General features: G+C 42.8%; 12 protein-coding genes. 2 read left to right on the top strand and 10 right to left on the bottom strand.

Going from position 1 to position 13,904, the window contains the following annotated elements; genetic code table 11:
* Window positions 1-139: 139 nt before the first annotated feature.
* Window positions 140-1,114 carry a sensor domain-containing diguanylate cyclase gene (locus QSH61_RS07010; protein ID WP_010375394.1) on the bottom strand — a complete coding sequence of 325 codons (975 nt, stop codon included), beginning with the start codon at window positions 1,112-1,114 and terminating at the stop codon, window positions 140-142.
* Between the two features lie 2 nt (window positions 1,115-1,116).
* The gene (locus QSH61_RS07005) at window positions 1,117-2,121 is read right to left on the bottom strand and encodes a response regulator (RefSeq protein ID WP_010606424.1); all 1,005 of its coding nucleotides are present in this window, start codon (window positions 2,119-2,121) and stop codon (window positions 1,117-1,119) included.
* A gap of 201 nt (window positions 2,122-2,322) precedes the next feature.
* Between QSH61_RS07005 and tpx the strand changes: the two genes are divergently transcribed.
* Window positions 2,323-2,904, top strand: a complete 582-nt coding sequence (gene tpx / locus QSH61_RS07000; protein ID WP_010606423.1) for a thiol peroxidase — start codon at window positions 2,323-2,325, stop codon at window positions 2,902-2,904.
* 95 nt (window positions 2,905-2,999) lie between these two features.
* Here the strand turns inward: tpx and htpG are convergent, their stop codons facing one another.
* Together htpG and recR are read right to left on the bottom strand one after the other, a co-directional pair.
* Window positions 3,000-4,913, bottom strand: a complete 1,914-nt coding sequence (htpG, locus tag QSH61_RS06995; RefSeq protein WP_010606422.1) for a molecular chaperone HtpG — start codon at window positions 4,911-4,913, stop codon at window positions 3,000-3,002.
* A gap of 166 nt (window positions 4,914-5,079) precedes the next feature.
* Window positions 5,080-5,679, bottom strand: a complete 600-nt coding sequence (gene recR, locus QSH61_RS06990) for a recombination mediator RecR (protein ID WP_010606421.1) — start codon at window positions 5,677-5,679, stop codon at window positions 5,080-5,082.
* A gap of 270 nt (window positions 5,680-5,949) precedes the next feature.
* Between recR and QSH61_RS06985 the strand changes: the two genes are divergently transcribed.
* Entirely contained in the window at window positions 5,950-8,025 is a 2,076-nt protein-coding gene (locus QSH61_RS06985) for a M13 family metallopeptidase (protein WP_206471599.1), read from the top strand.
* Window positions 8,026-8,075: 50 nt separating this feature from the next.
* Here QSH61_RS06985 and QSH61_RS06980 read toward each other — a convergent pair whose 3' ends face one another.
* The 6 genes from QSH61_RS06980 to apt form a co-directional block, all read right to left on the bottom strand.
* Window positions 8,076-8,651: a rhomboid family intramembrane serine protease gene (locus tag QSH61_RS06980; RefSeq protein ID WP_206471598.1), complete on the bottom strand. Its 576-nt coding sequence runs from the start codon at window positions 8,649-8,651 to the stop codon at window positions 8,076-8,078.
* A gap of 104 nt (window positions 8,652-8,755) precedes the next feature.
* Window positions 8,756-9,736 carry a restriction endonuclease gene (locus QSH61_RS06975; RefSeq protein WP_206471597.1) on the bottom strand — a complete coding sequence of 327 codons (981 nt, stop codon included), beginning with the start codon at window positions 9,734-9,736 and terminating at the stop codon, window positions 8,756-8,758.
* A 12-nt stretch (window positions 9,737-9,748) separates the two neighbouring features.
* Entirely contained in the window at window positions 9,749-10,291 is a 543-nt protein-coding gene (locus tag QSH61_RS06970) for a hypothetical protein (protein WP_174168579.1), read from the bottom strand.
* A gap of 310 nt (window positions 10,292-10,601) precedes the next feature.
* Entirely contained in the window at window positions 10,602-10,928 is a 327-nt protein-coding gene (locus tag QSH61_RS06965) for a YbaB/EbfC family nucleoid-associated protein (protein ID WP_010368987.1), read from the bottom strand.
* Between the two features lie 63 nt (window positions 10,929-10,991).
* The gene (gene dnaX, locus QSH61_RS06960) at window positions 10,992-13,313 is read right to left on the bottom strand and encodes a DNA polymerase III subunit gamma/tau (RefSeq protein ID WP_206471596.1); all 2,322 of its coding nucleotides are present in this window, start codon (window positions 13,311-13,313) and stop codon (window positions 10,992-10,994) included.
* Window positions 13,314-13,315: 2 nt separating this feature from the next.
* Window positions 13,316-13,861, bottom strand: a complete 546-nt coding sequence (gene apt / locus QSH61_RS06955) for an adenine phosphoribosyltransferase (RefSeq protein WP_010606415.1) — start codon at window positions 13,859-13,861, stop codon at window positions 13,316-13,318.
* Window positions 13,862-13,904 lie beyond the last annotated feature (43 nt).

Below are 13,904 nucleotides of genomic sequence, written 5' to 3'. Positions count from 1 at the left end.
TAACCGAACGATACTGTTGATTTGTCTAACAGACCGCTGTTCATTCCACACCGATACTAAAAAGTTAGTGGGGTAAGAATTATAAAGTGGCAATATGAATAGAACCGCATCGCGCTAAAGTCACCATATAAAGATAAATTTACTCGCTGGCCATGTCTTCAGAGTATACAGTTACCCGATTTCTTCCGCCCTCTTTAGAAACATACAAAGCGCTGTCCGCGGCTTCAATCCATTGTTCATGTTTTTCAAAAGACTCTTCGTACACGGCAACACCAAGGCTAACCGTAATCTTTATTTGTTGTTCATCGTAGTAAATAGATGAGTTTTCTATTAACGAGCGCAGTCTTTCGGCGAAAGTGATTGCACCCTTTACGTCTGTGTCGAGCAAAGTCACTGCAAACTCTTCACCGCCGTAGCGGCCTGCAGTGTCCGTTTCGCGTAGTGTTTTGCGTAGTAAGTCAGAGATATGGCGGATTGCCTCATCTCCACCACTGTGACCGTATTCGTCATTGATACGCTTAAAGTGGTCAATATCAAACATAAGCAATGCACTTTGGCCTTGATTACGTTTCAAGCGTTTAAACTCTTGCTTTAGGCTTTCTTCCCAAAAGCCGCGATTATGCAACTGCGTTAAACTGTCTGTTCGGCTAATTTTTTCTAATTGTTTATTCAACGACTCAAGCTCTAACTTGTTGATTGCTTCGTCGGTTACATCGTATATGATCACACAAATATGCCCTACATCCCCCGTCACTGTGGTCAATGGGATGAAAGTTGCATTCTGATACATATAATCCGCTTTGCCTGTGATAGGTCGATAATTTTTGAATCGGAAAATATACGGCTGCTGCTCCCAAATGGTAAACGACCGATTTTTTAGCACGAATACAGGCTCAGCTTTTGATCTAAACCATTGCTCATCAATACTTGGGAACAAATCAAAAATGTCTTTATCTTTAACCGCACTCGGTAACAAACCAGAATGATTTTCCATAAAACCATTCCATATACATACCTTGTAGTCGCGATCGAGTACCACCAAGCCAACATCTACGGTGTTAAACATATCCATTAACCAATGGATTTCATTCATATCAAAATCGGCTGCAGGCATAGTTAATCATCCAATAAATAGGCTACTTTGTATTTTAATGTTTTAAGCGAGTCTTCTGTGAATAGCAGCATAAGGTCACAGTTAATGTTGTGATGCTCGATGCCATAGCTAATCTCTATAGCGAGCGTTCTTTGCCATCTCGCTTTGTTGGCTTTCACAAGCTCAGCAACATCACAATGTTGGCCAAGCACCACTGGGTGGCCTTGACTGAAAGACATATCGAGCTGCTTAGATAGTCCCGTTAAAATTGCGCCAATCAAGATATTGCTAATATCCATTAAAAGCTCGAGCTCAACTTTGGTATTAAGATCGCCATGATAATTCATCAAAGATGCGATCTCTTTGAAACTAGAATCATTGAGCAGTAGTAGCGCTTCTCCGGAAACACCACCGCCAATAAAGCCTTGGCAAACGCCCGACGTAGTTGCGCTAGCATCAATTGCTTGCAGTGCCATATGCAGCTCATTGACTTCGAGTACATTAACGTTTGGAATAGGTAATTCAACGAATACGTTTAGCAATCGCGCCAACAAATCCCCCGCCTGCCCCATAGCAACGTTGGTAAGCTCTTGATAGATATCACGGATCTCAGGGTCTAGCTGCTCACCAAGTTTATGAACCAAGCTTTCTCTGATTGCTTTGTCTTTTATTCCATGATGCTCAATAATTTCAGCAAGCTTAGCTGCATCACAGGGCTTACGGATAAAATCAATAGCGCCAAGTTCTATCACTCGTTGGTGCGCATTAGGCTGGATGTCGCCGGAAACAACGACAGTAAGCACAGATAAATCTTGCTCGGTAATGGCCTGTAGCACTTCATAGCCATCCATCTGCGGCATATTTAGATCAAGGAATAGAATCTCTGGAGAAAGTGCTTTTATTTGTTTAATACAGTCGAGTCCATTCTCTGCAAATTCTACTTTAATATCCCAGTCGTCTGGCAATGAACGCGCCAGCTGCCGACGGGCAAGTTTTGAATCGTCACAAATTAGGACTAGTGTTGACATACAAGCTCTCTTTCTGTTTCCCATGCGTATCGGCACGATGTCGGGAAGTTTTAGTTATAATTATGAGATTAAAGCTTAAAATTGCGACATATGTTAATAAAACGACGCCATCTTGACAATCTAAATGTCACTTAAGCTTGGTTAGTTACTGTCAGTATAATACACTCAAATCAATTAAGTTAACTTCAAAAGGAATACTTTATGCTGAAAGCGTTAGTTTTAGCGAGTGGTCTGTTTAGTGCGATATCATTGGCTTATGATTTACCTGAAAACTCGGTAGATATGGGCAAGGTAAAAGCGCAAGGTAAAGCGGTGGTATTGCTTGGTAATGGTGTAAAGCAAGGTCAGGCTGCACCGGATTTTAAGGTTGCCGATGCTGACTTCAGCCCTGTTACCCTGAAAGACTTTGAAAGTCGTGCAATTTTAATTAGTGTTGTTCCAAGCCTAGATACTGGCACTTGCAGCCTACAAACTAAACATTTCAATGAAAAAGTAGCAAGCCAATTTCCTGATGTTGCCATGTTGACGATTAGTGCTGACTTGCCGTTTGCGCAAAAGCGCTTTTGCAAAGCAGAAAATATCGACAAGGTTAAAACATTATCAGACGCCGTATGGCATTCTTTTGGTGAAAATTATGGCTTGTTGATTAAAGATATGGGCCTGCTCAGTCGTGCAATTTTTGTGCTAGATAAGGAACACAAGGTTGTTTACAAGCAGCTGGTAGAAAATTTAGCAAAAGAGCCAAACTACGAAGAAGTCGTTGGCGCACTGAAGAGTCTATAGCCTCACTATATACTCTCATCAATAAATACAACAAAGCCGGTCACTTAACAACGACCGGCTTTTTCAATTCGTTATACCAATTTACTTCATTAATTTTACTTTTGTAGATCTAGCATTAGCTTATTAAGACGGCTTACAAAGCCCGCTGGATCTTTCAGGCTACCACGCTCTGCAAGCATTGCTTGGTCTAGTAGTACTTCTGCCCATTGTCCAAACTTATCTTCGTCTTGTTCGTTATTCAAGTGCTTAACCAATTGGTGCTCAGGGTTAAGTTCAAATACCGGCTTAGACTCAGGCACGGCTTGACCCACCTGCTCCATTAGCTTTTGCATCTGAGAGCTCATGTCGTGATCGTCTGCAACCACACACGCAGGAGAATCTGTTAAGCGGTGCGTAAAGCGTACTTCTTTCACTTTATCGCCAAGTGCTGTTTTCACGCGCTCAACTAGGCCTTCAACTTCTTTCTCACTTTCTTCGTGTGCTTTTTTCGTCTCTTCGTCATCCATATCACCTAAGTCAAGATCACCACGCGTGATTGACTGAAGTGGCTTCTCGTTGAATTCAGTGAGGTGGCTCATCATCCACTCGTCAACACGATCCGACAACAGTAAAACTTCAATGCCTTTCTTACGGAAGATTTCAAGATGCGGTGAACTCTTTGCTGCTTCAAAGCTATCAGCCACAACATAGTAAATCTTATCTTGGCCTTCTTTCATACGCTCAATGTACTGCTCAAGAGAAACATTTTGCGTTTTCTCGTCAGTATGTGTAGAGCTAAAGCGCAATAGTTTTGCAATAGCATCTTTGTTTGCGAAATCTTCAGCAGGACCTTCTTTGATCACATTACCAAATTCATTCCAGAATGCTTGGTAATCTTCTGGTTTGTTTTTGCCCATACGCTCAAGCATTTTAAGTACACGAGATGTACAGCCTTTACGAATAGCTTGAGTGATCTTGTTGTCTTGTAGGATCTCACGAGATACGTTAAGCGGTAAATCGTTAGAATCTAGTAAGCCTTTAACAAAGCGCAGGTAGCTTGGCATAAACTGCTCGGCATCATCCATGATGAACACGCGTTGTACATAAAGCTTAAGGCCAGCTTGACGCTCACGATTGTATAAATCGAAAGGTGCCTTTTTAGGGATATAAAGTAGGCTGGTGTATTCAGTTTTACCTTCTACTTTATTGTGTGCCCAAGTGAGTGGCTCTTCCCAATCATGACCAACATGCTTGTAGAACTCTTTATATTCTTCTTCGCTGATCTCTGATTTATCACGAGTCCAAAGTGCTGTGGCTTTGTTGATCGCTTCCCACTCGCCAGGTTGCGCTTCAATTTTCTCGCCATCTGGGCCTTCAGATTCAGGAACTGGGTCTTTATAAAGTTCAACAGGAATTGAAATGTGATCTGAGTATTTAGTCACAATACCGCGAAGGCGATAAGTTTCAAGGAACTCACTCTCTTCTTCACGAAGATGTAGTGTGATCTCTGTACCACGCTCTGCTTTTTCGATTTCAGCAATCGTGAAGTCGCCTTCACCTTGCGATTCCCATTCAACCGCCTCTGACTCACCCGCTTTACGCGTACGAACCGTTACTTTATCAGCAACAATGAATGCAGAATAGAAACCAACACCGAACTGACCAATCAGCTGTGAATCTTTTGCTTGGTCGCCAGTTAGGTTTTTAAAGAAATCAGCTGTACCAGATTTTGCGATGGTACCTAATGAGCTGATCACTTCGTCACGCGTCATACCAATACCATTGTCAGAAATGGTAATGGTTTTTGCATCTTTGTTTACGCTTAAGCGAACACGTAGCTCCGCGTCACCTTCGTAAAGGTCACCATTTTGCAAAGCTAAATAACGTAGTTTGTCAGCCGCGTCTGAAGCGTTAGATACTAATTCGCGTAAAAAGATCTCTTTGTTTGAGTACAAAGAGTGGATCATTAGGTTTAATAATTGTTTGACTTCTGTTTGAAAGCCTAATGTTTCTTTTTGAGCTGCGGACATTGTTCTCTCCAATATAAGCAATTAATGCAGTGTTCTTTATCAATATGCTAGGTATATGGGGGAGGAGAAAAAACTTTCAAGAGACTGAACAAAATTTTTAACAAATCGCCCTATTTTTTAGATTCAATTGCTCCAAAAACAGGGCTTTTAGCAAGAAGCGTTAAGATTAGAGCTTCTTACGCCCGCTAAACGCATGCATTAACGTCATACCGTCTACCAGGTCAAGCTCACCGCCAACAGGCATACCGTGAGCAATACGCGACGCTTCAACTTGATATTTATGACATAACTCAGAAATATAGTGTGCAGTCGCCTCGCCTTCTACCGTTGGGTTTGTCGCTAAAATAACTTCGTTAATATTGCCAGCACTTAGCTTACGCTCAAGAACATCAAGGCCGATTTCATTAGGGCCAATTCCATCCAGAGGCGATAAATGCCCCATCAGCACAAAATACAAGCCATTAAATTGGCCCGTTTGCTCTATCGCCAATACGTCCGTTGGTGATTCAACCACACAAAGCAGCCCTGTGTCTTGGCGCTTGATACTTTGGCAAATATCACACACCTCAACCTCACTAAATGTTCGGCAGCTTGAGCAATGACCGATGGCTTGCATCGCATGAGTAAGGCTTTGCCCCAGTTGGCTGCCGCCCTCTCTGTCTCGCTCTAATAAATGAAAGGCAATACGTTGCGCAGACTTAGGCCCAATGCCAGGTAAACAACGCAGCGCTTCAATAAGCGCCGTTAAACTTGGTGATAATTGCATAAATTCGTTTCTTGTGGCCCATGCAGTGCAAACGCACCGATAACAATGCCGAAATGATAAGGGATATTTCTATTGATTTAAAGCTTGAAGCAATTTCAATTCCCTTCACGCATTGTGAAGTTTAAAAACGCATTTACCATGAATTTTTCAACAATTCGACTCAAATGCTTGCAGCAAACAGGTATTCGCTCGACAATGGTTCCATTCCCGATAGTAAATACAATAGGACGACTGTCGGGCTCACTTCTCGAACCAAATAGAGACTACATAATGAAAAAAACGATAATAGCAAGTGCACTTGCAGCCGTTATGCTGACGGCTTGCTCTGAGCCACAAGTCACAACAAGTGAAACCCAAAAAACAGAAAACGCAGCGGTAGCCACTGGTAAGGCCGAACTTGGCAACTTTGGTGTTGACCTCAGTGCACGCGATGAAAGTGTAAAACCAGGCGATGATTTCTTTATGTACGCCAGCGGCACTTGGTACAAAAACTACGAAATGCCAGCAGACAAAACGCGTTTTGGTGCATTCTCTGCACTTGCTGAACGCAGTGAAGAGCAAGTAAAAACCATTATCGAAGAGATTGCTAACGGTAAAAACCTAAACGCCGAAGAGCAGCTAATTGCCGATTTTTACAATGCTTATATGGATGTTGAAACCCTAAATAAGCTTGGTATTAAACCTATTCAGCCACTACTTGCTGACATTGACGCCATTAACAACACTGACGGTCTAACCAAAGCATTCGGGCAATCTTGGTTAACTGGCGTAAATGCGCCGCTCGGCGGCGGTATGTGGTTTAACCGTCTAGACCCAAATAAATATGAGATGTCGATGGGTGCTGGCGGACTTGGACTACCAGATCGCTCTTACTATTTAGAAGAGGCTGAGCGTTTTGTTAAAACTCGAGAAGCATACGTTACGCATATTGCAGATATGCTTAAATTTGCGGGTAAAGACAAGCCGACTGAGCGCGCAGAGGCCATTCTTGCACTTGAAACTAAAATTGCTGAGGGACACTGGCCACGTGAAAAACGCAGAAATCGCGACCTCACGTTAAATCAAGTCAAACGTGACGAACTAGCAACACAGTACCCAGGCTTTAATTGGGATTTATATTTTGCTGAAACAGGCTACAAAGTGCCTCAGCTAAATATGTCTCAGCCAGAGCCGATTAAAGCAATGATTGCGCTTATCAACTCTGAAGACTTGGCCGTTTGGAAAGACTACTTAACTTATCACGCAATTAGCGGCAATGCGTCGCTGCTGTCTGAAGATATCTTCAATACTAACTTTGAATTTTATGGCAAACATTTAAGTGGTCAACAAGAACCACGTGCTCGTTGGAAACGTGCAATCAGCGAAATGTCTGGCACTACGTCGCTTGGATTTGCAATTGGTAAAGTTTACGTTGCCCGTTACTTCCCAGAGTCTTCTAAAAAACAAATGTCAGAATTGGTTGAAAACCTACGCACCGCGCTTGGTGAAAGGATTGAAAGCTTAGACTGGATGGGGGAAGAAACAAAAGTAAATGCTCAAGCAAAACTTGCCGCATTTACGCCTAAGATTGGCTACCCTGATAAATGGCAATCATTTGATGGGTTAACCTTAACCCGCGATAACTTAATGACGAATGTGAAAAACCTACGTGAGTTTTTCCGCAATGACAGTATCGCCAAAGAGCTTGAAAAAACCGATCGTAACCGCTGGGGTATGACACCGCAACGCGTAAACGCCTACTACAACAGCTCGTTTAATGAAATCGTTTTCCCTGCGGCAATTTTACAACCGCCATTCTTCGACCCAAATGCAGATCCTGCAGTAAACTACGGCGGTATTGGCGCGGTGATAGGCCACGAAATGGGCCACGGCTTTGACGACCAAGGCTCAAAATCCGATGCCAATGGTATTCAGCGTAACTGGTGGACCGATGCCGACCGCGCTGCTTTCGAAGAAAAAGCAGACAAGCTCGCGGCACAATACAACAAATATGAGCCTATTGAGGGTAACTTCGTAAACGGTCGTAACAGCCTTGGCGAAAACATCGGTGACGTAGGTGGCCTTGCAATGGCTTACCATGCTTATAAACTGAGCCTAAACGGCAAAGAAGCACCTGTGATTGATGGCTTGACTGGCGACCAACGTTTCTTCCTTGCCTGGGCACAAGTATGGAAAGAAAAGCGTACTGAGCAAAGCATGCTAAACCAACTACGCGCAGGTACACACGCACCGGGTCAATTTAGAGCGCTTGCACCTCGCAACCATGATGCATGGTATAAAGCGTTTGACGTTAAACCGGGTGACAAACTATACCTAGCACCTGAGGAGCGCGTGCGTATTTGGTAATAACTTGAATCCCAAAGCATAACCTGCCGTCACTGGCAGGTTATGCTGCTTTAACGCCGAGCAATACGCTTTTGCTTGGTTAAGTATGCCCCGCCTAATCCGCTTAAAAACCCAAAAATATGACTTGAACTACTCGTCTGTGCAGAAAAATCAAATAACGTCGCTAAAAAACTAATGTTGGCATAGTAAGTCAATACCAGCAGAGCAATAAAACTAACAATACCAAGCACATCTCGATTGAATAGCGCAGCACCCAGCAGTAAGCCAAAGTAACCCATTACAATGCCTGATGCACCAATGTGATTAGCGTGCCCAGCAAACAGCCACACCAACAGCCCTGTAGCAACCACAATAAAAAGTGTTGCTCGCTTAAACCTTGGTAATCTCGCTGCCAAATAGCCACTAATACTTAAGCCGAGCAAATTACTCAGCAAATGTCCCCAGCTACCATGCACAAAAGGCGCGGTTAACACACCACTCAAATGATGAACATTATGCGGTACAATCCCAAAACGATAGGCGGGTAAGCCAAAAATACCACCCAACACCTGTACGAGGCACATCACCACCATCGCGTACAAAACCAGCTTAAAATTGGGCGGAAAAACTAGTGCACGTTTACTCATCTTATTGTCCACATCCCCTCTAATGGCACACCGCTGATAAGGTGGCTAAATTTTATTAACCTGTTAAAGCCAAGGGCATGTCACAACATCTTGGCTAAGGTCGATTAGAGTAACTTAGGAAGTACAGATAACCCTAGTTTTTCTTTAGTTGAAACAGACAACTTATCAACTTGAGAGATTATTTTGGCGGCTAATGCTTCTCCTTCCATAACACTTACCCCATGTTCACTTGCATATTCTTTAACTTCATCTGAAACAATACCAGTGGTAATCAACCATAAACTAACATTCGGTGTTTCTTTTTCAAATTCAATTAACTGATCAACTCCCCAATTACTAGTTGTACCTGAATGATGCTTACACTGAACATACACGATATTTGTCCCAGAAAAGTCATCACTTTTTTCCGCCCTAATATCAATATCAGAATGATCATTTGTCTGACTTTTTGACATAATATGCGTTCGATAACCTTCAATTTCTAAGAGTTCAGCAATTAACTTTTCTAAACCATACCCACCACTTTCTAGTCTAGATTGCCCTGTTATCAATCTATCTAGCAAACTACGTTCAATATGTTTTAATTCAATTTCTACTCGAGTCTGAAATTCTGAGTCAAATTTTATCTCTAGGTTTTGCTGTAGTTTTTCAATATAGCCGGTAATTTCTTCTTTAAATTCATTAAGGTTGGCAATCGACATCCTTATCTTTAATCTGCTTTGTAAGCCCTCGGTTAATTGATACCTTGGGATCTTAACCAAATTACCATTAGACTTTTTAAAAAAATTGACCGCGACTCTATTAGCTCCATTCCAAGGTGTTTCAGCGAATGATTTTTCACCAACTGCAACCCCTATTAACACAGCCCTATTTATCGGAACTACTACGATATCGCCTGCTGAAATTTCAAAAAATCGTTTGATTTGATTTCTTTGTCTGCCGACATCGATTCCCCTCTCTTTAATAAACTCATCAATTTCAAAAAAAGAATTAAATTTACTCAAATTAATTTCACGCCAACCATAACCAACTAAAGCCTGCTCGGCTAAGTACTCTGGGCCTCTAACTAATATTATGTTTTTCATTTTGTTCGTCCTTTACAGGTTAAGCCAATGCCAAAACGCTTCGGGCATTTCTTGCTCTACCATTTCCATAGCTTTGATATCGACAGTACTGTTACAACCCATCAGAGGTACTTCAATTTCTCTTGATTGCTCAGCCCAGCTAACTTCAAAGTAACGAACATTTTCATCATCATGGCATATCTTAGTTACTCTACCGAAACCGTATAGCTTCATGGTTTTACCAAATTGTTCACGCTTTTTAAGGACAAGAAGGTCACCTGCACACACTTCATACCATCGATTTATCTGAACTTCACTCTCTAGATAGTCAAAACGACAAATCCCATTTTCTTTCCAAAAAATATCTAATCTATTTGAAAAATCAGCTTCGGGACAAAAGCCCATAAATAAAATTGATGTATCTGCAGGCTTACTATATGGGATCGCATCAAGTATTAACTTTGCGTCTTTATCTCCTTTGTTGAAAATGCGTAGCGCATTTTCTTGTAAAACAGCCATTTGAGCTCGCGTTAAACTGCCACTTTTTAACTGGTCAAGTTGATTTTGATACTTCATAAATCCACCTCCATATTTAGAATCGTTCGATACTGACACACTTAAGTTAGAACATTTCCACACAAAATAAAAGCTTTATTATTCAATAATATAAAGATAATTTTCAATGTAAAAATGCCTAAATCCCGTGCTATAGAATCGGTTTAAATCCATTTAGAACCCTCTTTTTTCAAAAAAAGTAGATTACGATGATAATTTTAAGGGATCAGATAAAGTAACAGCCCTCACCGAATCCGTGGTATCTATTAGGTATCCCTAAATTTCAGACAAAAAAATAGCGCCTTTAGGCGCTATTTTTATAGGATTCTTATTAAAACGGCATTTTGAAGCCTGGAGGCATTTGCATGCCGCCAGTGACTTCTGACATACGCTTTTGCGTTTCTTCACCTACACGTCGCACTGCGTCGTTTACCGCAGCGGCTAGTAGGTCTTCGATCATGTCTTTGTCGTCTTCCATTAGGCTTTCATCGATTTCTACGCGACGTACGTTGTGGCTACCAAGCATAGTTACTTTAACTAAACCTGCGCCTGCTTCACCTGTTACTTCTAGGCTCTTGATCTCTTCTTGGGCTTTTTCCATGCGCTCTTGCATTTGCTGCGCCTGCTTCATGATGTTGCCCATTCCGCCTTTAAACATATTCTGCTCTCTTATACTTCAATTTGGTTTACTGTGATAAAAGATAAGGGCTAACGCCCTTAATTACAATGCCTGAACGCTATTTTCGTCAAGCATTGCGTCAAATTCTTGGACAAACGCGCTGACGAGAGGATCGTCACGCATCGCCGCTTTAGCTTGGACAAGCCTATGTTCATCTAACTGTTGCTGTACCAAAAACGGCGTGTTATTTACCGTGTCGATATAGTTAATCTCAAGCGCGATTGGCTGCTCAAGTAATGCGCTTAGGCTTTCAGTTAGTTTCTCTCTCAGCACTGCTGAATCCAAGTGCTGTTGACTCGCATCTACTTGCAATTGTACCTGCGCGCCTTGCTGCGTTATCACACTGTGTAATGCATACTGGCGAATTCGGCCACCTAATTGCATCTTTTCAATCATGTTTGCCCAATCGTCGCTCTGGTGAGCAAACTTAATGCCACTGATTGGACTAACAAAGTTTTCCGGTGCGGGGATCTCCACTTGAATACTTTGCTCGTTATCATCTTGTTTTACCGGTGATAACTGCTCTAGCAATTCTGGCGCTAAATTTTCCGTAATAGGTTTGTGGCGCTCTTGAAACGCTTCTTTCTTTTGCTTTTTTGGTGCCAAGCGAGGTGCTGCCGGCTGTGCGCGTTGCGGCTCAGGCTGATACTCAGGTGTGGTTACCGTCGTGGCTGGCGCTTGCTCTATTGGCGCACTAGGCGCCTCAGACTTTTTTACCTCACCATTGGCTCCCACCAATCGACCCGCCCCAGAGATATTACGATTTTTTAAAATTCGTGCTATTGCTGACTGGGCTTGGTTTTGCTGCTCAGTAACACTGGCCGTAGCAACAGGTTCTGAAGCGCTTTGGTTTTGCACCTCAGGTTGAGACCAATCCTCTTGATTTTGCGATGCCATTTGCGCGTATGCAGCATCATCGACTGGCGCACTTTCATGATGATGTGCAGGAACTTGTTCTTGGAACCCCTGCTCTACCGCCTCTGACATGATGCTGTCGTATTGGTTGGCCATCTCCGCCTCAGATGGCACAGAGGCGACTGGTGCTTGGCTTTGCACAGCTGGCGTTGGCGACACCGGCTCATAATGTGTTGCTTGTTGCACGGCTGGTGTCGTTGCTTCTGGTGCATATGTAGGTGTTGCTGTCGGCTGCACCTGAGGTGATGCCGCTACCGTTGCATTATCTTCCGTTGGCTTTTCTAACAGCGCTCGTAAATCCCCTACTTTGCTTTGCTTTTCAGAAGTCTCTTGGCTCACAGGAGCGCTAGGCACTAGACTATGACTTTCTTTTTCGAACGCCATTAAGCGCAGCATGACCATCTCAAACCCAAGTTTAGGCTCGGGTGCCCACTTTAGGTCTTTTTTGCCATTTAACAGCAGTTGATACAACAACTGACCCTGTTGCGGTGCTAATTGCTCGGCAAATAGCTTAATGTCGTTGTTATCAAAATTTGATAACCGCGCAGCACTAGGCACAAGTTGAGTGAGCTGAATAACATGCAATAACGCAATTAAATCGTCCAGCACACTGACAAAATTACCGTTTTGTAGTGCTATTTTTTCAATCGCATTGAGTAAGGCATCACCGTCGTGACATAAAATTGCAGACAGCAAAATGACCGCATGAGCACTATCCATCAGTCCCAGCATAGATTGCACTGCAGGCACCGTTAAATTGCCATTTGTTTGTGCAATAGCCTGATCGGTCAAACTTAGAGCGTCACGCATACTGCCATCAGCGGCTTTAGCTAACGTTTGTAGCGCTACCGGATCAAAGGCAACTTGCTCTAGCGGCAGAATTTTTTCTAGCTGTTCAACTATTTGCCCTTGTGTCATTGCGTTCAGGTTGAACTGTAAACAGCGAGACAGAATAGTCACAGGCAACTTCTGTGGATCGGTTGTGGCGAGCAAAAATTTTACGTGCTCTGGCGGCTCTTCTAAGGTTTTAAGGAGCGCATTAAAACTGTGCTTCGACAGCATATGCACTTCATCGATGAGATAAACCTTGTAGCGACCACGGGTTGGTGCATATTGTACGTTGTCTAAGATTTCTCGCGTGTCTTCAACTTTTGTGCGAGAAGCCGCATCAATTTCGATTAAATCGATAAACTTACCAGTTTCAATCTCAGTACAGGCACTACACTGACCACAAGGCGTTGAAGTAACGCCTTGTTCGCAGTTAAGGCTTTTGGCAAAGATCCTAGCAATGGTTGTTTTGCCCACACCACGTGTTCCGGTGAATAAATAGGCATGGTGTAAACGCTTTTCATTGAGTGCGTTAACCAGAGCTTGTTTAACATGCTCTTGCCCCATTAATTCATGGAAGTTTTGCGGACGCCATTTTCGCGCCAGAACCTGATAGCTCATGCTTATTCGCCTTCGAACTCTACAAGTGAAAGGATTTTGATCCCAAGATCGTTGATTTTCTTTTCACCACCAAGCTCAGGCAATGAAATAACAAACGCAGCATCAGTGGCTTCACCGCCTAAGCGCTTAACCAGTTTTGCTGTTGCTTCAATAGTACCACCTGTTGCAAGTAAATCATCAACAAGTAGCACTTTATCACCTGTTTCAATTGCATCTGAGTGTAATTCAAGCGTATCTTCACCATATTCAAGCTGGTAAGACTGGCTGATCACCTCACGCGGTAATTTACCCGGCTTTCTTACTGGAATAAAAGGAATACCTAACTCATACGCCAATGGTGCACCGAAGATAAAACCACGCGATTCAGTACCGATGATTTTAGTGAAGCCGCCATCTTTATAAGCCGCAACGAATGCATCAATTGTTGCCTTAAACGCAGCTGGATTTGCTAGAAGTGAAGTCACGTCACGGAACATGATCCCTGGTTTTGGGTAATTAGGAACCGTCGCGATACTATTTTTGATCAATGACATATTCTCTGTCGTCATAATTGCTTTGCTTTAAGTTTATTACAAAAGAGTGAGATTATAA

Source organism: Pseudoalteromonas sp. JC3 (assembly GCF_030291895.1).
GTDB lineage: Bacteria > Pseudomonadota > Gammaproteobacteria > Enterobacterales > Alteromonadaceae > Pseudoalteromonas.
Note: the sequence above shows the minus strand (reverse complement) of the source record. Positions and strands in the feature narration are given on the sequence as shown.